This window comes from Cohnella sp. GCM10020058 (assembly GCF_042683485.1).
Taxonomy (GTDB): Bacteria; Bacillota; Bacilli; order Paenibacillales; family Paenibacillaceae; genus Cohnella.
The window spans coordinates 214,186-236,771 of sequence record NZ_JBHUJV010000019.1 but is presented as its reverse complement, the minus strand read 5'-3'; the positions used below and the strand labels follow the sequence as shown (position 1 = coordinate 236,771).

Here is a 22,586-nt window from a genome sequence, read left to right as displayed (position 1 = left end):
GGTCAAAAAGCTCCTCCCCCTCCCCCGGGAAACTCCGGTCGCGGTCATCATACGGCATACCGCAGCCCCGTATGACTTTCAGTACGTTATGTAAGGGCTTTACGTTTCATTAAATGCGCGGCGGACCTTTCTTTTCATCATACCCTTAAACGACTGCGAAGACGCAAAAAGCACTCCCCAGAAGGAGAGTGCCTGTCGTTCTCGAGATAATCATTGCAGTAGTTGTTGGACGATCTGGTTGACGAGCTTGCCGTCCGCGCGTCCCTTCACCTTGGGCATCAGAGCGCCCATCAACTTGCCCATATCGGCTTTGGAAGAAGCACCGGTCTCTTGAATGGTCTGTGTAACGAGAGTCTTGATTTCTTCTTCGTCTAGCTGTGTGGGCAGGTACTCGCTGATGATATCGATCTCAGACGCTGCGGCCGTTGCCAGATCGTCGCGGCCCGCTTTGCCGAATTCCTGGAGGGAATCCTTGCGTTGTTTGACTTCGCGGCTCAGGATCTCGATAACTTCGTTATCCTCGAGCGGGCGGCGCAGCTCAATCTCTTGATTCTTGACCGCCGCACGAACCATGCGAATCGTGGTCAGGCGAAACTTATCCTGGGCCCTCATCGCCTGCTTCATGTCTTCGTTCAAACGGTCCGCGAGGTTCATAATGCGTAATTCCTCCTAGAACTTGCGTTTACGAGCAGCCTCGGACTTCTTCTTCCGCTTAACGCTCGGTTTCTCGTAGTGCTTGCGTTTTTTCAGTTCCGCGAGAACGCCATCTTTAGCGATCGAACGCTTGAAGCGGCGGAGTGCAGCGTCGAGTGTTTCATTTTTGCGAACTTTCGTTTCGGACACCTGTTTTCCCTCCCTCCGGAACAGACCACAACACACGGTTATCAAACTTCATTATAGGCGAACAGGAAAGGCAGTGTCAACTTCCAAGAAGCCGATTTTAAAAGGAATTATACTTGGGTCGGACGAGCGTTGAGCGGTCCCAGTTTTTCTCCGCCCAGCACGTGGAGATGTATGTGATACACTTCCTGTCCGCTGTCGGGATTGCAGTTGTTAATCAGACGGTAACCGCTCTCTGCGATGCCCGCATCTCTGGCGACGCGTTGCGCGGCCAGCATCAGCTTGCCCAGCAGCAGCGCATCCTCCGGCTCGGCGGCATCCAGCGTCGGAATCGGCTTTTTGGGGATGACCAGCACATGCACGGGCGCCAGCGGACGGATGTCCTTGAAGGCCAGCACGTCCTCGTCCTCGTACACGATATCGGCCGGAATCTCGCGGTTGATGATCTTGGTAAATAGCGTATCCATCAGCTAGGCCTCCAGATTGTATGAGTGATATACCAACATCATACTCTACGCCCGCAGGGCTCGTCCAATCGATGCCAATGAGAGCGGGTAAAAGCCGTCGCGATTTGAAAAGCCCGCCCGGAACGATGCCGGGCAGGCTGATCAAGATAAGCGAATCGCGGGATTCGCGTCCGTCAATAATACGGCAGAAGCGAAAGCGCGGTCAGCGCGTACAGCGGGAGCGCGAGCCTGGTGAACCGCCTGGGCCGGAAAGGGAGAGGTCCGGGACCGAATCCTGGTCCAAATCCCGGGCCGAAGCCGGGGCCGGGGCCGAAACCAGGACCGAAACCAGGGCCCACCCCGGGACCAAACCCAGGGCCAAATCCCGGACCCGCTCCGGGACCAAACCCAGGGCCGAAGCCGGAGCCGGGGCCGAAACCGGGGCCGCCCCCTGGGCCGAACGCCCGGTCTTCCACCGCTCCCGGAACGGCAAGGCAAAGCGTCTCGTCGTCGATATATTCCACAATGCCGTCATAGCAAATGCCGTTTTGATCCCGCACCTCGACATAACGATACATATGCGCCTCGCTTAAAGCTTTGATATCCTGCCTGAGCATGCAAGCAACCTCCCGATAGCCGCTGTTTTGTATCAGCATATGCCCAGGCGGGCAATCGGCTACCGGTTTAAACGTTCATTTTGCATCCGGACGCATTCTAGCGCAGGCGAAGGCTTGCGGGAATAACAAAAACGCGCCTACGATTCTATTATCCGATTGCGGCTGCCGCCTCTTTAAGTTCTTGAACGAAGCGCTGCGCGACGGGCACCCAGTCGACGCCAGCCTCCATCTGCCGGAAACGGTCGGATCCCGTCGGCGCCGTATATGCGCTCAGCACGCCCGACAATTTGTCTGCGGACGCCGCCGCCGCGGTCAAAGTCGCCCGCTCTTTTTCCGTGAGCGCGCCGCCGCTCGCGCCGATGGGGGCGAGCGCCTCGCTGATTTTCTGCATAGGCCCGGAGACCGCAGCTAAGGCTTCTTCTTTGCTCTGGCCGGTGCGCGTGCCGGATTGCATAAGCACGCCGGTGCCGCATTCTCCGGCGGAAACGTCAAGCTTTCCCAACATCTTTGCAGCCTGCATGCGGGCTTCCTCGCCGTCCGCGTCGAGCAGACCTGCAGAGCCATCCTTCAGTACAGTAGCGTATAAGATGCAATAGTTGTAGCTCGACGCAAGCCGCTGGCCCCGCTCGGTCTTGAGCGATTGCCCGTCCAGAAGCACGCGGGAGAACAGCACGACGATCAGAAACGTCAGCATCGTGATGATCGCCAGCATGATCGGAACGGTGTATTTCCTTTTCCCTGACATGACCCCAGTCCTCTCTCAATCAAATTCAGGAGGTAATACGGCCGAAAGGCCGTGCCGTTGCGCATAGGCCTCGCTTAATAGAGCCGCACGCAGGCGCCTCCTTCCACGAAGTAGATATGGCCTTCTTCGACCTTCCTCCCCATGATGTCCTCGACGGCGCGTGCGTACATCTCCATCTGAAAGCGGTGCTTTTCCGCAGCTACCTGCCAGTCTCGGTCGGGGACGTCATCGGTCTTGTAATCGACCAGCACGAGGCTATCGCCGTCGTCGAACAGACAATCGAGCACCCCTTGAATAAGCACCGTTTCCCTCTGCAGCCCATCGGGAGCAACCGAGGGATGCGCCTCTGCCGCGGAAATGCCCGCACTGAACGGCCATTCGCGCCACAGCCTTGGGGCGCGGCTCATTCGCGCATACAGCTCGGTGCGGAAAAAGGCTGCGATATCGACTTGCTCCGCCGCCTCGCGCTGCTCCCGGGTCAGGATTTGCTGCGAGATCAGACGCTCCAGCAGCGCCGCTGTCTCGGCTTCCGCACGATTCGGCGACAGGCCGATCGGCAAATGCTGCATGACCAGATGCACGGCCGTGCCCCGCTCCGCCGCGCTCATCCGTCGGGCGGCCATGAACCTCGGCCGGCGCAGCCGATACGTCCAGTAGCCCGAATCCGGCACTTCTTCCGGATTCCAGGCGGGATGCCGCATCTCCTCAAGGTCCGGCATTTGCGCCGCGTCCGTCAGCTCCTCGACATCAGACGGCGCAGTGCCGTCTTGCAGCGCCGCGCGGTCCGGCGTATCTCCGGGAGCCGACATCCGTTCGCCTGCCGATACGCTTGTACCGGTAAGGCCGACAGCATCGAAATCCCGCGCCGACTTCATCGCCGTGATCGACGTTTTGGCGGCGGACCGCGCGGCGGCCGCGTGAGGATCCTGCCAGGAAAGCGCGGCATAGGCAGCCTCCCCGGCGGGAGAGACCGGGCCCGGCAGCGGTTCCAGCCGCGTCGCGACGTTCCAAAGCGGCTCGCCCTCAAGCGCCGATCTATCCTGCATCTTGGGCGACAGGAGCGCCCGGGACGGCAGGACGCGGCAGGTCCAGGATGCGGCTGAAGAGACACGCGACGTTCGGTACGCAGCGCCGTCTCCGCTTGCGGCCGCTTGAAGGGCAGCTTCGCCCGCGCCGGCAGCATCGGTCAAGCCTCCGGCCAGCCAGTCCGCTCCCGTCAGAATAGAGGCCGGTCCGAGCCAGTCCAGATAACGCCCCGCCGCCGCGACGGCATGGTCCTGCAGCCGGTCGGTCGCGTCCGCTGCCGTCCGGCGCCAATGATCCAGATCGCTCCCAGCGTCCTTGGTCGTGCCGATTAATATCAGCTTCTCCTTGGGACGTGTCAGGGCGACGTAAAGCACGCGCATCTCCTCCGCGAGCAGCTCGGCCTTCATGCGCCGGCGGATCGCCAGCTGCGGCAGCGTCGGGTAGGAGACGCGCGTCACTCGCTCCACCATGCGCGGTCCGAATCCCAGCTTCTTGTGCCGCAGAAACATCCCGCTCAAATCCTGCCGGTTGAACCGGCGTCCAAGGCCGGCCACGAATACGACGGGAAACTCGAGCCCTTTGCTCTTATGGATGGACACGACGCGCACGACGTCCTCCTGCTCGCCGACCGACCTTGCCGCGCCTAGATCGCCTCCCGTATCGCGCATGCGCCCTAGAAACCGTAAAAACCGGAACAGCCCGCGATAACTGGAGTTGCGTTCATACTGCCTTGCGCGGTCGATTAACGCACGAAGATTGGCTTGCCGCTGGCCCCCGCCGGGAAGCCCGCCGACAAAGTCGAAGTACCCGGTATCCCGATATAAGGCGTGCAGCAGTTCGCCTAGCGGCTCTCTGCGCGCGAACGTTCTCCAGTTCTCGAGCGACCGGACGAAGGCAGCCAGCTTGTCCCGCAGCGTCTCGTCCTCGGCGTCGGCCGCAGCCGAACGAACAGCCGACCAGAAGGAGCCCGCGCGGTCCGCGATTCGCACGGCGGCCAGCTCGTCCGCGCTGAGACCGACAATGGGGGAACGGAGCACGCCGGCAAGCGGGATATCCTGGTCGGGATTGTCGATGATGTTCAGCAGAGACAACATCACGTCGACCTCGACGGCGGCGAAATAGCCGGTCGCCAGGTCCGCATACCCCGGAATCCCGGCCGCACGCAGCTCGTCGAGCACGACGGGCGCGAGCGAGGTCGCGGCCCGAAGCAGAATGACGATGTCGCGATAGGCCAGAGGTCGGTGCAGGCCGCTGCGTCCGTCATAAACGGCGAACGGCGGACGCCCCGTGCCGTCCGTGCCAGTCAGCCGGGCAATCTCCGCCGCGATGCATCGGGCCTCGAGCTGTGCGCTCTCGAGCTCCTCTTCGTCGGCGGCCGCTCCTTCTTCGCCGCTCCCGGTCCCGGCAGCATCGGCGCCGGCATCCGCAGCGACGAAATCGGCTTTGCGGGTTCCGCCGGCTCCCGCTCCCGTATCGATAAGCAGCATCTCCACCGCATACGACGGCATCTCAGTCCTGCCGACCGCGACCGCGTCCGCGACAGTCTCTTCGGCCGGATACCCCTCGCCGTAGATCAATTCGGCACGACGGTCGTAATCCATCTCGCCGACCGGCTCGCGCATGATCAGCCTGAACACGTGGTTGACCGCATCGAGCACGCGGCTTCGGCTGCGGAAATTGCGCGCCAGATCGATCCGCAGTCCGGCATCTCCGCCGCCGGCGGCGTCTTTGCGAGCGGCGTTGCCGCCTCCTGCAGACTCCGGACCTTGCGGTGTCCATACGTCGTACGATTTGTACTTGGCGAGGAACAGACCCGGCTCCGCCAGCCGGAAGCCATAGATGCTCTGCTTCACGTCGCCGACCATGAACACGTTGCCGGGATTGCTTCGTGCAATCAGCGACACGATCGCCTCCTGCACCTCGTTCGTATCCTGATACTCGTCGAGCAGGATCTCCCTGAAGCGCTCCCGGTAGGCAAGCGCGGCGTCCGATGGCCGTACCGCTTGCGGCGAGCTGTCGGACGCACGCAGGATCCGAAGCGCATAATGCTCCAGATCGCCGAAGTCGAGCAGTCCTTTTTCCCGCTTCGCCGCTTCGTACTTATCGCCGAACGCGATGACAAGCTCCGCGATCTCGCGCATCCGGGGCGCCAACGCGGCGAGCTCCTCCGCGTACTGCGCCGGGGAACGGACAAACCATTCGTCCGCGAGCCGGGTCACCGTCTTCTTCGCTTCGTCGCGCATCTGCTTCACCCGTTCCTGCAGCTCCGGGTCGTAGCCGTCGCCGCGGCAGGCCTTGAGCCTTCCGAAAGCAGCGGCTGCGAAAGGCTCCCGCCACGCCGTCCAGGGCTGTCCGGTGACCGTCTCGGTCAGCGCGTCCACGAGCGCCGCATCCTCGGCGAGCGTGGACGCGTACGGCTCCGGCCCTCCCGGCGCCGAGGCGAGCTCGCGGGCGCTGCGCAGCAGCCCCGCAGCCCCGGACAGCGCGAGGAGCACGTCCGCCCGCATGCTCTGCACCCACGGCGACGAAGCAAGCTCCGCCTCTGTGCCGATATCGAAGCTGTCCGCTGTCTCCCTCAGCCATGCATCCGGCCAAGGATGGCTGCGTGAGAAATCGTACAGCTCCAGGACAAGGCGATGCAGCGGCTCGTCGCTTCGCTGGCCGCCGTACATGTCCGCCAGCGTCGCCAGCGTCCCGTCCTCGCCGAGCGCAAGCTCCTCTTCGTAGCGCGCCTCGAAAAGCTCGTCGAGTGTGTCCATGCGGAGCAGCTCCGCCTCGGTCTCGTTCGCGATCCGGAAGCCCGGATCGAGCCCGATCAGCGGCGAATAACGCTGTACCGCCTCCATGCAAAACGAGTGCAGCGTCGTAATCGACGCCCGCGGCAGCAAGGCCAACTGCCGGCGAAGATGCGCGGATCCGGGCGATTGCTCGAGCTTCAGCTCCAGCGCCGTCCGGATCCGTTCTTTCATCTCGGCGGCGGCGGCCTTCGTGAAGGTAGCGACGAGGAGCGCATCCACGTCGAGCGGGTCGCGCTCGTCGGCGATGCGGGAAATGATCCGCTCGACCAAGACGGCGGTCTTCCCCGAGCCCGCGGCCGCGGCGACGAGCAGATGCCGGCCGCCGGCCGCGATCGCTGCCCATTGCTCCGCCGTCCAGCGGCTGCCTTCCGGCCTGGCGTAGGTGGCCGCAAGCCCACCTTCGCTGCGGGCGACGCCCGTTAAGGCGCTCCCGCTCGCGGCTTCGGCCACATCCTGTCCGGCTGACGCCTCCGCTTCCGGCACGGACCGATCGGACGCCTCTTCAGAAGCGGATGCCTCTTCCTTACGTCCGCCTTCTTCGAACAGACCGTCCCAGTCGAAGGCCAGCTGTTCGTCGTCCTCTTTTCCCCGCGATCCGTTCAAGATTCGTCTCCTCCTTCCTCATCGTCTTCGCCGAGCCATTCCCATACCTCGTCCTTGTTCGCCGGGCGACGCAGCGCGTGATGGCGGTTGCCCTCAAGCTGTCCGTCGAACTGGCATACCGGCCGGAACTCGCATACCGTGCATGGGCTGCGCTTGCCCAGCCGGTATGGCGCGATGTCGACGTCGCCTTCGACGATGCGCTTGCCGATCTTGGATATGTTGCGTCGGACGGCTTTGCGCAGCGTTTCCCATTGCGCGCCGTCGGCCACCTGCGAACGAGCGGAAAAGCTGCCGTCCTTTTTGTATTCGACCGGGACGACCGCCGACTTGGCGCTGCTCTCGAGCGACTCGTCCATCAGCTGCACGGCTTCGCCGTCGGCCAGCACGAGCCCCTCCATGCGATATTCCTTGCGGATCGCCTCCTCCGCGCCCGTCTCGTCGAGACCGTTGGCCGTATGCAGCAGCGGATTGTGCACGTGCAAATAGAGCACGCCGGCAGGCTTGGCCGGCCGGCCGAGCCAATGCGGCGCGTGCGTGACGACGACGTCCAGGTAAGTCAGCATTTGCAGCGATAGGCCGTGCGCCACTTCGTCGAGCCTCAGCTTGACCGCGCTCGATTTGTAATCGAGAATCCGCAGCAGCGTCCCGTCCTGCGATTCCGCCGCGTCGACCCGGTCAATACGGCCCGCGACGTCCATCCATCTGCCGTTGCCCAGATACAAGCTGAGCGGCGGCATGATCCCTTGCGGACCGAAGTCCACTTCAAGCCCGACCGGGCGAAAAGCGGACAGTGCGGCATGCTCCCCGAGCATGGCGGACGTCTGCGAGACGATCCGGCTGAGCTTGCGCGCCATCGTGCGGTGCCGATTCGAAGACAACAGAATCTGAGACTGCACCTTCGGCAGCAGCCGCTCGACAGCGGCCGCGGCTTCGCTATGCCAAAGGCCCGCGTCCCCGTCCGACGGGTCGCCCATCAACAGCTTTTCCGTCGTCTGCCTTAGCGCGGCATGAAAGAGCTGTCCGATATCCGGCGCGTCCACGCGGTACATGCGGCGCTCCTTGAGCCGGAGCCCATGCGCGGCGTAATGCCGGAACGGGCAAGCGACGAACCGCTCCATCCGCGACACGCTGGCGAGCAGCCGGTCGCCGTACAGCAGGAGGCTCGTCTGCGGCTGCAGCGGCCGCTCCTCGTTGCTGTAGCGCAGCGACGAGAGCAGGACGGAAAGACGGGAACGCCAAGGCGCGTGCTCGATGAGCCAGCGGTAGGCGGAGCGCCAGCCCGGCGAGAGCGCGTCGCCCTGCCTGTGCCTGCGCAGCATGGCGACCGTGTGCGTCAGCGCGCGCCCGGGCCGGACGGCGAACGACAGCTGCACTTCGTCCGGGGAACCCGGCTGCGGCTCGGCCGACTCGGACCGGACCGGCAGCCCGGGGAACCAGGCGCGAATCCGGCCAATCAGGCTCGATTTAATCAGACTTTGGCCCTCTTCGTCCGCAAGCGCGTAGCTGATCCACAGATGCCGCGACGGCGTCGTTAATGCCAGGTAAGCGAGAAACTCCTCGTCCAGCAGCCGGCGCCTGGCGCCCGGGGCCATGGCGATGCCCGATTCGGCCAGTCTGACGCGTTCTTCCTCGTTCAGAAGACCGTCGTCCTTGATCGCCCTTGGCAAAACGCCCTCGTTCACGCCCAGCAGATACAGGACGGATACGCGGTCCGTGCGCGTACGCTCCGGCGTCCCGATCAGGACGCGGTCGAGCGAAGGCGGCACGACGCCGAGGCGGATCGACTCCAGTCCCGCGTCGATCATGCCCGCGAACAATGCCGGATCCGCCGGCTCGTCCCCCGTCAGCTCCACGAGCTGATCGAGGAGCCCCATCGCGCCGTCCCAAAGCTGACGATGCATGCGGGAACGCAGCGGCTCGCCGGCCAGCTCGTCTTGCCTGCTCCACAGCTCCAGCCGATCCGGCGCGGCCGTTTCTTCCAGCAGCAGGAAAAGCGCGCGGCTTAAGTCGGCCAGCGTCTTGGACCGCTTGAAGCGCGATTCGAATGTCCTAAGCGGCGCGAGCAGCGCATCCCGGGTCGCGCGGATCGCCTGCATCCTAGGCCCGCCTCGCACAGCCCCGTCTTCGTCCTCTTCCTCGGCCTCCAGGTCGCGGGCGGACAACGAATACCAGCTGCGGTCGTCATGCCAGCGCCAGCCGTCGATGCCGGCCGCCAGGACGTAGTTCTCGAGCGCATCGACCGACTCCCGCGCGACGGTGCCGCCCTGCGGATGAAGCAGGTCCGTCTTCGCGCAGCGGAAAAACGCCTCGTAGCGCCAGCCGCCGATCACGCATTCCAGCGCCGAGCGAACGAACTCCACGAGCGGATGCTGCGAACCGCTTGCCTTGCCGTCCAGAAAGTACGGGATGCCGTAATCGTCGAAAACGGAAGCCAGCACCTCGCCGTAATCCGCCAGATTACGAGCGAATACGCTCATCTCGCGCCAGCGCATGCCGTCCTCGCGTACGCGGCGCAGCATGTCTCTCGCCGCCGCCTCGGCTTCGGCTCTCCGGCTGGCCGCCTCGCGGATCGACAAGCCGCAGCGCGGGTGGTCCGGCTGCAGTTGGGCTTCTCCGCCGGACCAGCGATGGCGGCCGTCCATTGCCTGCTCCAGATGCGCCAGCATCGGACAGTCAACAAAGCGCGGCGCCACGGTCGGACGCAATAAAACAGGAGGCTCGAGCTCCGCTCCCGCGGCCTCGGCCGTCGCGCAGAGACGCGCGGACGTGTCCGCGGTCTGATGGAACAGATCCAGCTCGTCCGGGCGTTCGCCGGCTCTATAAGGGCGGTCCACGCAAAGCGCGGCGGATACGCGCGTGCATCGGCTCAGTAGCGCCTCAATGACCGCATATTCCTTGGGCGTAAAGCCGTGGAAGCCGTCCAGCCAAACCTCCGCGTCCTGAAGCAGCGTCGACGCTGGCGCTCCACGGACCAAAAAGTCGAGCGAATCCTCCCCGTCGAGATAATGCCCCGCCAATTCGCGCTCCACGTCCTCGTACAGCAGGGAAAGGTCATGCAGCTTGTCCGACAGCAGGCTTTCTGCGGCAGCGGCCGCCTGCTCCGCGGCGCCGGACGGTCCGCCGCCGTCTTTGCCGCCGCGTCCGGATAGCGGCACGGAGCTGATGGCAAAAGGGTCCGTGCCGTATCGCTTCCATTCCGTGAGCAGCTCGCCGATCCGCTCGGCCAGCCCGGCTCCGCCTGCGCCGCTGCGATACAGCTTAAGCTGCGCCTGACGGCGGACGAGCGCCTTGTGAATCAGCATCGTCTTCCCGTTATCCGCGATCGGAACGACGGCCGCGCCTCCCGTCTCCTGCATGACGCGAAACGCCAGCCGCCTGAAGCTCAGTACCTGCAGGCGCATAAATCCCCGCGAGCCCGGGGCGGAAGCCAGCGCATACTCGGTCTGGAAGGTCGCCTGCTCGGGCACGATCAACAGAAGCGGCGGACCCGCAGGATCCTGCGCGATCCGTTCGGCGATCTCCGTCTTGATCAGATGCGACTTGCCGCTGCCCGAGCGGCCCGCGATCAATCTCAGCTTCATGGCCTGTGCCTCCATTTCCCTTACCGTTTCATACCGTTCCGTTTCATTTCATTCTAGCGATCATTGTACCACACCCGTACCCGCACAGACGTTCGCACCGAAAAAAAACGGGCCGTCCGCTCCGCGCGAAGGCGGGACGGACGGCCGACGATCATGCGATCACAGCTCTTTGCGGCTCCTGACTTCGAAAATGCCGAATTTCAGGTAATGGCCTTCTTCGACGCCGACCAGTTGCGGATGATCGCGCCCGGCGCCGGTCCAGACGATGCGCCGCAGCACCTTGCCCGCATCGCGCGCCGCTTCGAGCAGCGTTTCCATGAACAGCTCGGGCCGGACATGGTAAGAGCAGCTCGCCGTGACCAGATATCCGCCCTCGTTGATCAGCTTCATGGCCTGCAGGTTGATATCCTTGTAGCCGCGGATCGCGCCCGGCACGGCGCGCTTCGTCTTGGCGAACGCCGGCGGATCGAGGATGATGACATCCCATGTGCGCCCCTGCTTGGTCAGCGGCTTGGAGGTGTCGACCTTAGCCGCAGGCTTGCCGCCTTTGGCAGCCCCCTCCGCCGAGCCGGCTCTCGCCGCCCTTTCCTCGCGTCCCTTGACCTGCTCGCGCAAATACTCGAACGCATCGGCGACGACGAATTCGACGCGGTCCTCGAAACCGTTGCGCGCAACGTTCGTCCTCGCGGTATCGATGCCATGCTCCGAAATATCGAGGCACGTGACGCGCTTGGCGCCATACTTGCAGGCGTGAAGCGTGAAGCTGCCTGTATGCGCAAAACACTCCAGCACGGTGGCGCCGTCCCAGTACGGGAACGTGACGATGCTGCCGTTGGCATTTACGGGTACGGGCCTTACGCCCTCTTCGGTGGCGCGCTCCTCGACGGCGATGCCGCTTCGTTTGCCCCAGCCCTTCATCAGCGGCTCGATCGCAGCGCGGTTTTCCCGCTGATCGAAGAAGTAGCCCGTCTTCTGGCCGCCCTCGATATCGACCTGGACGGACAGACCGTTCTCCACGATCTGCAGGTAACGCGGGCAATCGCCGTACAGGACGCCCGTGCGCTCCTCGAGCCCTTCAAGCGTGCGTACGCCGACGTCGCTGCGCTCGTAGACGCCCTTTGGGGCGAACACGCGCACCAGCGCCGGCAACCACGCGTCCCGGGCACGGTCCATGCCAAGCGTCAGCACCTGAACGACGAGAACGCCGTCGAACCGGTCGACGACGAGCCCCGGCAGAAAGTCGGCTTCGCCGAATACGAGCCTGCACGACTCGTCCTCGGGCGCGAACCGCTCGCGGTAGTCCAGGCATGCGCGGAAGCGCGCGTCGAAGAAGGCTTTGTCCATCGCGTCCAGCGGCCCGTAAGCCACGATCCGGATCGCGATCTGCGAAGCGGGGTTCCAGTAGCCGGTCGCCAGAAATTGCCCCCGGTGGTCGCGAACCTCCAGCAGACCGCCCGGCTCGGGCTCGCCTTCGGTACGCTCGATCTCATTGGCAAAAATCCAGGGGTGCCCGAGCTCCAGTCTCGGGCGGCGCGAGCGGTTCAGCACGGCAAAAGGCTTGTTGTCGGTCGGCATGCGCTCATTCCTTTCTCTATCATGTCTTGTACGATTGCCGCATACGATGGTCCAGACGGGACAGGTCGAGCCTGTCTTCCCTGTCGTCCTTGTCGTCCTCGTCGTCCGCGGCTATGTATCCCAAAGGAGAAACGATTGTATGCTGCTATATTTAATCTCGCTGTCGATCGTCGGGTTGGCGCTGCTGCTGTCCGGCATGAAGGTAATGGAGGCCGCGCTCGCAAGCTGGGCCGGAGACCGCATGACGCTCGCCGTCGCGCGCTCCACGTCGACGCCGCTCCGGGGCTTTGCTCTCGGCACGGCATCGAGCGCGCTGCTGCAAAGCGGCACCGCCGTCACGCTGCTCACGATCAGTCTCGTCAACAGCGGCATCCTGCCGTTCGCGCGCTGCTTCGGCATCCTGCTCGGCACCAACGTCGGCACCTGCCTGACGACGGAGCTCATGAGCCTTGCGCTCCACCGCTACGGCTTGCCTCTGCTGGGCGCCGGGACCGGCCTGTGGCTGCTGTCCCTGATGTCCGGGGAGTGGCGGGCACTGCCGCCGCTGCCCCGCCGCGTGCACGAAGCCTGCCGCTTCGGCGGAGCGGTGCTCGCGGGCTTCGCTCTGCTGCTGGCCGGCTTTGCGCTGCTTCGCACGATGGGGCCGCTGCTCCAGCAGCAGGGCACGTTCGCGCGGCTGATGGACATGGCCTCGCAGCAGCCGGCGCTCGGCGTGCTCGGCGGCGCCGTGCTCACCGCGCTCATCCACTCCGGCGCCGCGGTCATCGGCATGTCGATGGGCTTCGTGTCCGCCGGCGCCATGAGTCCGGACACCGCCGTCGCGATCGTGCTCGGTGCCAACGTCGGCACCTGCGCGACGGGGCTGCTCGTCTCGCTTGGCGGCAGTCGCGGCGGCAAGCTGGTGGCGCTGTCGCAGATCGCGCTGAACGTCGGCGGCGTGCTGCTGTTCTACCCGCTGCGCCACGAGCTTCTCGCCGCAGCGGCCTACATCGCGCCCGGCAATGCCGCGGCCCAGATCGCGCATGCGCAAACGATCTTTAACGTCGCCTGCTCGCTGCTGGCGCTGCCGCTCGCCTATCTGTTCAAGCCGCCGGCCAAGCCGGCAATGCCCGCAGCCGCTTAATAGGCATCATGGAGACCGTCATTTATAAGTCAATATCCGTTCAGTATGCGCCGGCAGCCGCCGGATCGCCGCCAATAATCGCGATGCCCGAGCTCGTGCCGATGCGGCTCGCGCCGGCGAGCAGCATCGTCTCGGCAGTCGCCGCGTCGCGAACGCCGCCCGACGCCTTTACGCCGACACGCCCGGACACGGACGAACGCATGAGCCGGATATCCGCCTCCGTCGCCTTGCCGGGGCCGAAGCCCGTGGATGTCTTCACGTAATCGGCGCCGGCCGCTTCAGAAAGGCGGCAGGCTTCGCGCTTCAGCTCGTCCGTAAGCGCACCCGTCTCCAGGATCACCTTGACGAGCGCACCGCCCTGTACGGCTCTTACGACGGAGGAGATGTCGCGCTGGACGGAGTCGAAGTCTCGGTCGAGCAGCTTGCCGATCGACAGCACCATGTCGATCTCGGAGGCGCCGTCTTCGACGGCGGCCGCAGCCTCGAACGCCTTGGCGCGCGTCGCGGCGGCGCCGAGCGGGAAGCCGACGACCGCGCATACTTTGACATTGGTGCCGCCGAGCCGTTCACGGCTCAGCCTGACCCATCTGCCGTTCACGCAGACGCTGTAAAACTGATAAGCGAGCGCTTCCTGACACAGCTGTTCGATGTCCGCAGTACGCGCCTCCGCCTTGAGCAGCGTATGGTCGATAAAAGGAGCGACCGATTGGCCCGGCGTCCAGATCGGAAAGCGGCCCGCCGTGACGACATGCCCGTCCTGCGGCTCGAAGCCGAGCTGGCGAAGCGCTTCGCGCAGCACCTCGTCGTTGTTGTCGTACCCGCCGCTGCGCTGCAGTCGCCAGCTCTCCGCGGGCGAATACCAGGCGACGCCTTTGATCTCTTCGATTTGCGCCTGCAGCGTGCCTTCGCCGGCCTCGACGAGATAGTAGTGCACCTCTTTTTGGACGGTTGCCCTGTCCGCGGCTTCATACTGGTAACGAATGACCGATAACGGAGAGCGAATGTCTCCGCGGATCCCCGTCTCCTCCAAAATTTCGCGCAGCGCCGTTTCTTCAATCGTTTCGCCGGGCTCCATCTTGCCTTTTGCCAGCGTCGTCTTGCCGAAGCGGTCCTCGATCATCTGAATTTCGATTTTCCCGCTATTTTGACGGTACACGACGCCGCCTGCCGATATCTCCAACATTTCCGTTATCCCCCTATTTAAGCCTGCAAGGCAGGCATAAGCCCTGCCGCCGGCGCCTCGACCAGCTCGCCGCGGCATTCGTTCGCGCCGCCCTCGGTAATCCTCACCCGGCACAGCTTGCCGACGAGGGACGGATCGCCCTTGAATACGATGTTCAAATAATTATCCGCATGTCCGCTCATCAGACCGCTGCCCGCCGGACCTTTTTCCCCTCGCTCCGGAATGATCTCAAGCACTTCGCCGACCCAATCCGCCGCATAATCGGCTTGCATGCGCTCCGAGAGCTCGATCAGCTGCTGGACGCGCGCGTGCTTCGCTTCTTCGTCCACCTGGTCCTCCATGCGCGCGGCAGGCGTGCCCGTCCGCTTGGAATACGGGAACACGTGCATCTCGGCGAAGCCAATCTCCTCCATAAAGCGGTAGCCCCGCTCATAATGCGCATCCGTCTCGCCCGGAAAGCCGACGATGACGTCGGTCGTGATTGCGACGCCCGGCATCGCCGCCTTGATGCGCCGGATCTTGTCCGCGAACTCGGCCGTCGTATATTTGCGCCGCATGCGCTTCAGCACCTCGTCGTCGCCCGCCTGCAGCGGGATATGGAGATGCCTGCACATTTTTTCCGAGCCGTTCAGCACCTCGATCATCGCGTCGTCGATCTGGCTCGCCTCGATGGAGCTGATGCGGATTCGCTCAAGCCCTTCTACCTGGTCCAAATCGCGAAGCAGATCCGCAAGCCGGTAATTCTCGAGATCGTCGCCATAGCCGCCCGTATGAATGCCTGTCAGCACGATCTCCTTATAGCCAGATGCGACCAGCTGCCGCGCTTGGGCAAGGACGCTCTCTGGGCTCCGGCTGCGCGACAGGCCGCGCGACCATGGGATGATGCAGAAGGTGCAAAAATTGTTGCAGCCCTCCTGGATCTTGAGAAAAGCGCGGGTATGATCGGCGAAATCGGGCACGTCGAGTTCTTCGAACTCGCGCGTCTTCATAATGTTGCGCACCGCGTTGACCGGCCTGCGTTCGGACTGGATGTCCGCGACGTACGTCATCAGCTTGTCCCGGTCCTGCGTGCCGACGACAAGATCGACGCCCTCGATCGCGAGGATCTCGGCGGGCGACGTCTGCGCGTAGCAGCCCGTCACTGCGATAACGGCGTCCGGATTGCGTCTCACCGCGCGCCGGATGATCTGCCGGCTCTTCTTGTCGCCGGTGTTGGTTACCGTGCACGTGTTGATGACGTACACGTCCGCAGCGCGCGATTCGAAGTCCACCTGCTCGTAGCCTTCTTTTTTAAAGAGCTGCCACATCGCTTCCGTATCATAGAAGTTGACCTTACAGCCTAGCGTATAAAATGCCACCTTAGACATGGCGAGCTTCCCCCATCTCTCCGGATTGGTATCCGATCGCGGCCAGCGCTACGAGCGCCGCCGTCTCCGTGCGCAAAATGCGCCTGCCAAGCCCGACACAGACCGCGCCTGCGGCCTCCGCCTGCCTGGCCTCTTCCTCGTCGAAGCCGCCCTCCGGACCGACGACAACGAGCAGCCGCGGCTGGGACGAGCTTGCCGTCTCCTCCGAAAGCCGCCTTGCGAACGCTTCGAGCTCGGGCTTCAGTCCCGCGCCTCTTCGCCCTTCTTCCTCATAACAAAGCAGCACGCGATCGAAGCGGCCGAACCCGGCCAGCAGCCCCTTCCACGAAGCGACTTCCTCGACTTCGGGCACGATGCCGCGATGCGCCTGCTCCGCTGCCTCCTTGGCGATCTTGCGCCAGCGGTCGAGCCGCTTCGCCTCCTTGCGCGCGTCGTACTGAACGACGGTACGCTTCGAGACAAAAGGCAAAAACGCAGCCGCGCCGCACTCCGTCCCCTTCTGGATGACCGTCTCGAGCTTGTCGCCCTTGGGCAAGCTCTGGGCGACCGTGACGCGCCAGGCCATCTCGGAATCGGATGGGCCCGTGCGCACGACGCGCCCTTCGACGCGTCCGACTTCTATGTTTACGATCTCGGCAAGGCACTCTCGCCCCGACCCGTCGCAGGCGATAAACGGTTCGCCGGTCTTCGCCCGCATGACGGCGGACAGATGCCTGGCATCCTCCCCCAGCAGCACGACGGCGTCGCCGTCGATCTGGCCGGGATCGATAAAGTAACGCTGCATTCGCTTGAAGCCTCCACGATCGATTCAAGTTCCACCGTCCATCATACCTCGAAACGCGTTCAGGCGCTACCTTCGGGGCCTGAAAGAAAACATCCTGCCGCTGCCCAAGTCGGCCAACGCCGCCCGCGTCGTTCCTTCGCCGCAATGCCTGCAAATATACATCGTTTTCTGCCGATGGCGCCCCTTTTGGACAGGATAAATGCAGAAGCGCAGTTGTTTTCGTCTGTAAGCCCGATTTCGGGCTTATGCTTTGATTTTTCCTGCATATTTGCATGTACTTCACCAAGTGTCGCGGGTCGGCAGAGAATACATGTATAAATGCAGGTTTTGGGGCCCGCCCAACACCGAGGAGCTCCGCCACGTCGAAAGATCTACCAGTTGCATCCGTGTATTCCGGCTTTGAGACGACTTGACTCCTACCCCGACCGCGCTTCCATCGGCTAGTTGCGCCTAACTTGGCTAGGCGCGCTCATGCAAAAAGCCTCCGGGACGAATCCCGAAGGCGAATCAGGACAAGGCTTATGCTGCAGCCGACCCTATGCAAATCCGTAAAATGGCGTCGTGATATGAAGCAGCTTCGCTATCCACAGTGTTGCGTGGTGAATAATAGGATCGCCTAGAGAAAACAGCGGCGTTAGCGTCTTGGCCTTAAGCGGCGGCAGGAATACGAACAGCAGGAACAAAAACATGCCCCACTGCTCGAACTGCATCATCTTGAGCCGCAGCCGCAGCGGCGCGAACTCCTCGACGATCCGGTAGCCGTCGAGCGGCGGCAGCGGGATCAGGTTGAACAAGAACAGCATGACATTGATCGGCACGAAATAACGGAATAAAGTCCAGACGGTCTCCTGCGTCGCGAACTGGTCCAGCGCGCCGAGCTTCACAAGCAACAGATAAATAAATAATCCGATAAAGGCCAATAGCAGATTGCTGATCGGACCCGCGGCCGTGACCGCGATGCTCATCAGTCGCGGGCGGCTGAACCGGCTGCGCCGGACGGGCACCGGCTTCGCCCATCCGAAGCCGGCCACGAGCAGAAACAGGATGCCGAACAGATCCAAGTGCGCCATCGGGTTGAGCGTGACGCGTCCCTGCTCGTAGGCAGTCGGATCGCCGAACTTGTAAGCCGTCCATGCGTGCGCGAATTCGTGCACGGTGAACGCGACGAGCATCGTCAGCAAGACGAACGGCAGCTCGTTCAGCGGAAACCAAAAAAAGCTCATTCGTCCTCACCCTTCGGCTTGCCGCAGACGAACGCAATCCAGTCGTCTTGCCGCACGCGATCGACGATCTCAAAGCCGGCCGCGAGCAGTCCAGCCTCGACGTCCTCTTCTTTGTTCTTGTATATGCCGCTTGCGATATAGATGCCGCCCGGCTTCAGCACGTCGAAGACGTCCGCGATAAAAAGCAGAATGATCTCCGCAAGAATATTGGCGACGACGAGATCGACGGGCGGCACGACTCTCGAAGCGGCAGTGGCTGCGTCGCCGTCAACGTTCTCGCCGTCTCGCAGCACGCCGAGCAGGTCGCTCAGCCGCACCTCGATATCGTCCTCCAGGCCGTTCAGCTTCACATTCTCCGTCGCGCTTGACACCGCCACCGGGTCCAGGTCGAGCGCAAGCACGCGCGAGGCGCCCAGCTTCATCGCGCCGATCGCGAGAATGCCGGAGCCGGTGCCGACGTCGATGACGGTGTCGCCCGCCTTGATCGCGCCTTCGAGCGTGCGCAGGCAGAGCGCGGTCGTCGGATGCGTCCCGGTGCCGAACGCCATGCCCGGATCCAGCTCGATGATCAGTTCGTCCTCGCGAGGCGTATAATCCTCCCAGGTCGGCTTGATCGTGAGCCGCTCGGAAACCGGCAGCGGCTTAAAATACTTTTTCCAGGCATGCGCCCAGTCGTCCTCGTTCACCTCGCGGGTCTGCACGGTAAAGTCCCCCGCGTCATAGCCGAACTCGGGCAATCCTCGCAGCAGCTCGGACAGCTCGGCAGCCAGCGTTTCCCCGTAAATGTCTTCCGGGAAATAGCCTGCGATCACGGCCAGGCCGGCCGGAATATCGTTAAGCGGCTTGTCGTACCATTGTCCCAGCGACGTGTCCCTCGGCTTGTCGGGCGACCACGATTCCTCTATGGATACGCCGCCTGCGCCCAGTTCATGCATATAGTGAGCGACCATTTCCTGCGCCTGCTCGTTAGCTACGATCGTAATCTCAAACCAACGCAATTCCGTTTCCCCCTAGACGACTCGTCGTTAGCCCCCATTATACATCTAGCTCGGAATGGGAAGCAAAAGCGAAAGCCGCGCGACTTGCTAGACGATTTTCACCAAACTGTAGTTTTTCTTGCCCTTGCGGATGATTACGAATCGGCCGCCGATCGCGTGGCTCGCCGATACTTCCAGCTCGAGATCGCTGACGCGCTCGCCATTCAGGTAGATTGCGCCTTTGGAGATGTCCTCGCGCGCCTGGCGCTTGGAAGGCTCGATCTTCAGGTCCACCAGCCAATCGACGATATTTTTGGCTTCCGGCGTCGCTTCGAAGGTCGGCATCTCCTTGAAGCCCTGCTCGATCTCTTCGGCAGTCAGCGCCTTGATATCCCCGCTGAACAGCGCGTCAGTGATGCGTTTGGCTTGCTCGAGAAGATCGCCTCCGTGCACGAACCGCGTCATTTCCTCGGCCAGCGTTTTTTGCGCCTCGCGTTTGTGCGGCTCGGTCTGTACCTTCTCCGCCAGCTCGTCGATCCGCTCTTTGGACAGGAAAGTGAAGTACTTCAAGTATTTGACGACGTCGCGGTCGTCGGTGTTGGCCCAGAACTGGTAGAACTCGTACGGCGTCGTCTTGTTCGGATCCAGCCATACGGCACCGCCCGCCGTCTTGCCGAACTTCGTGCCGTCAGCCTTCAGCATGAGCGGGATCGTGAGTCCGAACGCCTTCGCTTCCGCGCCTTCTTTTTTGCGAATCAGGTCGAGGCCGCTCGTAATGTTGCCCCACTGATCGGAGCCGCCGATCTGCAGCTGAACGTCCTCTTCCCGGTACAAATGGAGGTAGTCGAGCGATTGCAGGATCTGGTACGAGAATTCGGTAAAGGAAATGCCGCTGTCGAGGCGGCTCGCCACGACGTCCTTGGCCAGCATCGAATTGATGCTGAAGTTTTTGCCGTAGTCCCGCAGAAATTCGATTACGTTGATCTTGTGCGTCCAATCGTAATTGTTGACGATGCGCATCGGGGCTTGGCTGGTGTCTTCCGCAAGAAACAGCTTGGTGAGCTGCGCCGCCAGCGCCTCGACGTTCGCCTGAATCTGCTCCAGCGTCTGCAGCGAGCGCTCCGTCGTGCGTCCGCTCGGATCGCCGATCGTGCCGGTTGCCCCCCCGATGAGAATAACCGGACGATGGCCGGCCAGCTGGAACCGCTTCAGCACCATGAACGGGATCAGATGCCCGATATGCATGCTGTCGCCGGTCGGGTCTACGCCGCAGTACAGCGAGACCGCCTTCTGGTTCGTCAGTTCGCGAAGGCCTTCGGCGTCGGTCTGTTGATTAATCGCGTCGCGCCATTCGAGTTCGTCGATAATGTTCATGCTCATTGGTTCTCGCTCCCCTTGGCTGAAAATAAAAAATCGCCCCTTGTCTAAATAGACATAGGGACGATTGGACCACCGTGTTACCACCCAAATTGCACCGATGTGCGCCGCGAATGACGCGCGCCATGGATGCCGCTCTCGGCGAGATATCGATCGCCAGGCCGCCCGGCATTACCCGGGTTACTCCAGAACGTAATTCGCTGGCCAGCGTGTGTACCGGGTCTCATCGACCCCCGGCTTTCTGAGACAGGGACGAGGCAGCTACTGATTCCTTCAACGTAATGCATATGAGTTACAGACAGTTTATTGATATTAACGGACGATGTCAACCACGAACTCGCTAAGCGAGCGTGCCGCCCGTATTTTGAATGACTCTGCGCGCCTGTTCGACGGATTCGCCGGGGATGTCGGCGGTCAGATGAATCGCGGCAGCTTTGGAAGCCCCCGGGCTGTACTCGGCCGTGCCGGTTCCGAGTTCCTCCGCCGCTTCGAGCTCCGCGCCGCCGTACAGCATCGCGCTGGCCACGCCGCTCGCGATCGCATCCTGGCGGCCGGCCTTTGAGCCAAAATCCGCGCCCGCCGCCGCGCTTTCCATGCGGAAGCGATCTCCGCGCAGCGCCGTCAGCTTGCGAACGGCGGCTTCCGCTTCCTCCTGCGAGTCGAAGCTCGCTTCAAGCGTCGTCTTGTCCACGTCGCTCACGTCCCTTCGTATTGCTGCGCCCGGCGGTCGGCTTCCTCCGAGCGCTGCAGCGCTTCCAGATCGTCCGCATCCGCGCGTTCCGCCGCGAACTCGACATCCTCGGCCTTCGCTACGGGTAACTGCTCATTGCTCTTGCTTCGCTTGCCCATCGATATTGATCCTCCCGTAATGGCGAATAAAATGCATACAGTCGCCGTTTAGGATGTGCGATCGGCGGCGTCTTATGCGCGGAAAAGCGGTTTTGGGCGCGGCGCGGGCACGGCGCGGGCGCGCTGCTGTACGCGTGATTTGCGCGGCTGCAGCTCGGGATTAGTGGCTGGAGTCCACTGTAAACGGGATTTGCGCAGTTACAGCTTGCTACGGGCGCCAGCAAAAGCAAAAACGCCCCTCCTTAGAGGGGCGCCGATGCGATTATCAATCGCCCAGAATCGCTTTTTTCATGCGTTCAAAAATCGATTGGTGCTGCTCATGGGTGGACTCGCCCGTCGTGGAACCGAATTCCCGCAGCAGCTCGCGCTGCGCATCGTTCAGGTTGGTCGGCGTGACGACCGTCACCTTGACGTGCTGGTCGCCCTGGCCGTAGCCGCGGAGCTTCGGCACGCCCTTGCCCTTGAGGCGGAAGTACGTGCCCGTCTGCGTGCCAGCCGGGATCTTGAGCTTGACCTTCTCGGTCAGCGTCGGGATCTCGATCTCGTCGCCCAAAGCCGCCTGCGCGAACGTGAGCGGCACTTCGCAGTAGATGTCGTCGCCGTCGCGCTCGAAAAAGTCGTGCGCCTTGACGCGCAGGACGACGTACAAGTCGCCCGAAGGTCCGCCGCGCGAGCCGCCTTCCCCCTCGCCGCTTACGCGAAGCTGCGAGCCGTCGTCCACGCCAGCCGGAATCTTGACGTGGATTTTTCGCTGCTTCTTCACTTGACCGCTGCCCGAGCACACTTTACAGCGATCTTTGATGATTTTGCCGCGTCCGCCGCAGGTCGAGCAGGTTCTGCGGTTGACGATACGCCCGAACGGCGTGTTCTGCGCGACTTCCTGCTGGCCCGTGCCGCGGCAAGTCGGACAGTTGTCGACCTTGGAGCCCGGTTCGGCCCCGCTGCCGTGACAGTGGTCACAGCTCTCGGTGCGCGGAATGGTGATGTCGAGCTCCTTGCCGAATACGGCTTCCTTGAACTCGATCGTCATCGTATATTGCAGGTCGTTGCCGCGCTGCGGCGCGTTGGGGTCGCGCCGTCCGCCGCCGCCGCCGAAAAACATATCGAAAATATCGCCGAAGCCGCCGCCGAAATCGCCCTGTCCGCCGCCCATGCCCGCCATCGGGTCCTCATGGCCGAACTGGTCGTAGCGCGCGCGCTTCTGGTCGTCGCTGAGCGTATCGTAAGCTTCCTTGACTTCCTTGAACTTGGCTTCCGCGTCGGCCGCCTTGTTCACGTCGGGGTGATACTTGCGGGCGAGGCCGCGGTAAGCCTTTTTGATCTCGTCCGCGGATGCGCCCTTGCCGACGCCGAGCACCTCATAAAAATCCTTTTTGTCCGCCACTATTCAACCTCCATCTCCATGACAAAGTCAAAGCGGGTTCCGCCGCGCGCCATCGAGGCAGCGCCAAGCGGAACCGGCTTTGACTACT

At 63.0% G+C, this 22,586-nt stretch carries 18 protein-coding genes; 1 reads left to right on the top strand and 17 read right to left on the bottom strand.

Features of this window, described 5'->3' with window-relative positions:
* Nucleotides 1–210: 210 nt before the first annotated feature.
* The 8 genes from ACFSR7_RS31675 to ACFSR7_RS31640 form a co-directional block, all read right to left on the bottom strand.
* Entirely contained in the window at nucleotides 211–654 is a 444-nt protein-coding gene (locus tag ACFSR7_RS31675; RefSeq protein WP_378115619.1) for a GatB/YqeY domain-containing protein, read from the bottom strand.
* Nucleotides 655–669: 15 nt separating this feature from the next.
* The gene (gene rpsU / locus ACFSR7_RS31670; RefSeq protein WP_080840534.1) at nucleotides 670–843 is read right to left on the bottom strand and encodes a 30S ribosomal protein S21; all 174 of its coding nucleotides are present in this window, start codon (nucleotides 841–843) and stop codon (nucleotides 670–672) included.
* A 107-nt stretch (nucleotides 844–950) separates the two neighbouring features.
* Nucleotides 951–1,307, bottom strand: a complete 357-nt coding sequence (locus ACFSR7_RS31665) for a histidine triad nucleotide-binding protein (RefSeq protein ID WP_378168552.1) — start codon at nucleotides 1,305–1,307, stop codon at nucleotides 951–953.
* Between the two features lie 173 nt (nucleotides 1,308–1,480).
* Nucleotides 1,481–1,903 carry a hypothetical protein gene (locus ACFSR7_RS31660; RefSeq protein ID WP_378168550.1) on the bottom strand — a complete coding sequence of 141 codons (423 nt, stop codon included), beginning with the start codon at nucleotides 1,901–1,903 and terminating at the stop codon, nucleotides 1,481–1,483.
* A 148-nt stretch (nucleotides 1,904–2,051) separates the two neighbouring features.
* A complete protein-coding gene (locus ACFSR7_RS31655) occupies nucleotides 2,052–2,648 on the bottom strand; it encodes a hypothetical protein (protein WP_378168548.1) in 597 nt (198 codons plus the stop codon).
* Nucleotides 2,649–2,722: 74 nt separating this feature from the next.
* Complete coding sequence (locus tag ACFSR7_RS31650; protein WP_378168546.1) at nucleotides 2,723–7,075, bottom strand: UvrD-helicase domain-containing protein; 4,353 nt, start codon at nucleotides 7,073–7,075, stop codon at nucleotides 2,723–2,725.
* Entirely contained in the window at nucleotides 7,072–10,656 is a 3,585-nt protein-coding gene (gene addB, locus ACFSR7_RS31645; RefSeq protein WP_378168545.1) for a helicase-exonuclease AddAB subunit AddB, read from the bottom strand. The genes ACFSR7_RS31650 and addB overlap by 4 nt, the downstream gene beginning before the upstream one ends.
* 159 nt (nucleotides 10,657–10,815) lie before the next feature.
* The gene (locus ACFSR7_RS31640; RefSeq protein ID WP_378168543.1) at nucleotides 10,816–12,231 is read right to left on the bottom strand and encodes a class I SAM-dependent rRNA methyltransferase; all 1,416 of its coding nucleotides are present in this window, start codon (nucleotides 12,229–12,231) and stop codon (nucleotides 10,816–10,818) included.
* A gap of 139 nt (nucleotides 12,232–12,370) precedes the next feature.
* Between ACFSR7_RS31640 and ACFSR7_RS31635 the strand changes: the two genes are divergently transcribed.
* The gene (locus ACFSR7_RS31635; protein WP_378168541.1) at nucleotides 12,371–13,354 is read left to right on the top strand and encodes a Na/Pi symporter; all 984 of its coding nucleotides are present in this window, start codon (nucleotides 12,371–12,373) and stop codon (nucleotides 13,352–13,354) included.
* A 40-nt stretch (nucleotides 13,355–13,394) separates the two neighbouring features.
* On the opposite strand, the gene deoC is transcribed toward ACFSR7_RS31635, so the two are convergent.
* From deoC to dnaJ, 9 genes are all read right to left on the bottom strand, one after another.
* On the bottom strand, nucleotides 13,395–14,537 hold the full coding sequence (deoC, locus tag ACFSR7_RS31630) for a deoxyribose-phosphate aldolase (protein WP_378168540.1): 1,143 nt from the start codon (nucleotides 14,535–14,537) through the stop codon (nucleotides 13,395–13,397).
* A gap of 17 nt (nucleotides 14,538–14,554) precedes the next feature.
* Entirely contained in the window at nucleotides 14,555–15,904 is a 1,350-nt protein-coding gene (gene mtaB / locus ACFSR7_RS31625) for a tRNA (N(6)-L-threonylcarbamoyladenosine(37)-C(2))-methylthiotransferase MtaB (RefSeq protein WP_378115637.1), read from the bottom strand.
* Nucleotides 15,897–16,688, bottom strand: a complete 792-nt coding sequence (locus tag ACFSR7_RS31620; RefSeq protein WP_378168539.1) for an RsmE family RNA methyltransferase — start codon at nucleotides 16,686–16,688, stop codon at nucleotides 15,897–15,899. The genes mtaB and ACFSR7_RS31620 overlap by 8 nt, the downstream gene beginning before the upstream one ends.
* A 536-nt stretch (nucleotides 16,689–17,224) precedes the next feature.
* Nucleotides 17,225–17,911, bottom strand: coding sequence for a site-2 protease family protein (locus tag ACFSR7_RS31615; protein WP_378168537.1), 687 nt, complete (start codon nucleotides 17,909–17,911; stop codon nucleotides 17,225–17,227).
* A complete protein-coding gene (gene prmA, locus ACFSR7_RS31610) occupies nucleotides 17,908–18,909 on the bottom strand; it encodes a 50S ribosomal protein L11 methyltransferase (RefSeq protein ID WP_378168535.1) in 1,002 nt (333 codons plus the stop codon). Before prmA ends, ACFSR7_RS31615 begins: the two co-directional genes overlap by 4 nt.
* A gap of 87 nt (nucleotides 18,910–18,996) precedes the next feature.
* On the bottom strand, nucleotides 18,997–20,262 hold the full coding sequence (gene tyrS, locus ACFSR7_RS31605) for a tyrosine--tRNA ligase (protein ID WP_378168803.1): 1,266 nt from the start codon (nucleotides 20,260–20,262) through the stop codon (nucleotides 18,997–18,999).
* 343 nt (nucleotides 20,263–20,605) lie between these two features.
* Nucleotides 20,606–20,956, bottom strand: coding sequence for a hypothetical protein (locus ACFSR7_RS31600; RefSeq protein ID WP_378168534.1), 351 nt, complete (start codon nucleotides 20,954–20,956; stop codon nucleotides 20,606–20,608).
* A 5-nt stretch (nucleotides 20,957–20,961) separates the two neighbouring features.
* Nucleotides 20,962–21,114, bottom strand: a complete 153-nt coding sequence (locus ACFSR7_RS31595) for a YfhD family protein (protein WP_378168532.1) — start codon at nucleotides 21,112–21,114, stop codon at nucleotides 20,962–20,964.
* Between the two features lie 265 nt (nucleotides 21,115–21,379).
* Complete coding sequence (gene dnaJ / locus ACFSR7_RS31590; protein WP_378168530.1) at nucleotides 21,380–22,498, bottom strand: molecular chaperone DnaJ; 1,119 nt, start codon at nucleotides 22,496–22,498, stop codon at nucleotides 21,380–21,382.
* Between the last annotated feature and the right edge of the window lie 88 nt (nucleotides 22,499–22,586).

What these genes read in the sequence shown, in the direction of transcription:
- deoC (WP_378168540.1), bottom strand. Translation starts at nt 14,537, where the DNA reads ATGTTGGAGATATCGGCAGGCGGCGTCGTGTACCGTCAAAATAGCGGG.
- ACFSR7_RS31665 (WP_378168552.1), bottom strand. Translation starts at nt 1,307, where the DNA reads ATGGATACGCTATTTACCAAGATCATCAACCGCGAGATTCCGGCCGAT.
- ACFSR7_RS31615 (WP_378168537.1), bottom strand. Translation starts at nt 17,911, where the DNA reads ATGAGCTTTTTTTGGTTTCCGCTGAACGAGCTGCCGTTCGTCTTGCTG.
- ACFSR7_RS31675 (WP_378115619.1), bottom strand. Translation starts at nt 654, where the DNA reads ATGAACCTCGCGGACCGTTTGAACGAAGACATGAAGCAGGCGATGAGG.
- addB (WP_378168545.1), bottom strand. Translation starts at nt 10,656, where the DNA reads ATGAAGCTGAGATTGATCGCGGGCCGCTCGGGCAGCGGCAAGTCGCAT.
- ACFSR7_RS31655 (WP_378168548.1), bottom strand. Translation starts at nt 2,648, where the DNA reads ATGTCAGGGAAAAGGAAATACACCGTTCCGATCATGCTGGCGATCATC.
- ACFSR7_RS31595 (WP_378168532.1), bottom strand. Translation starts at nt 21,114, where the DNA reads ATGGGCAAGCGAAGCAAGAGCAATGAGCAGTTACCCGTAGCGAAGGCC.
- ACFSR7_RS31660 (WP_378168550.1), bottom strand. Translation starts at nt 1,903, where the DNA reads ATGCTCAGGCAGGATATCAAAGCTTTAAGCGAGGCGCATATGTATCGT.
- mtaB (WP_378115637.1), bottom strand. Translation starts at nt 15,904, where the DNA reads ATGTCTAAGGTGGCATTTTATACGCTAGGCTGTAAGGTCAACTTCTAT.
- ACFSR7_RS31640 (WP_378168543.1), bottom strand. Translation starts at nt 12,231, where the DNA reads ATGCCGACCGACAACAAGCCTTTTGCCGTGCTGAACCGCTCGCGCCGC.
- ACFSR7_RS31620 (WP_378168539.1), bottom strand. Translation starts at nt 16,688, where the DNA reads ATGCAGCGTTACTTTATCGATCCCGGCCAGATCGACGGCGACGCCGTC.
- tyrS (WP_378168803.1), bottom strand. Translation starts at nt 20,262, where the DNA reads ATGAACATTATCGACGAACTCGAATGGCGCGACGCGATTAATCAACAG.
- ACFSR7_RS31635 (WP_378168541.1), top strand. Translation starts at nt 12,371, where the DNA reads ATGCTGCTATATTTAATCTCGCTGTCGATCGTCGGGTTGGCGCTGCTG.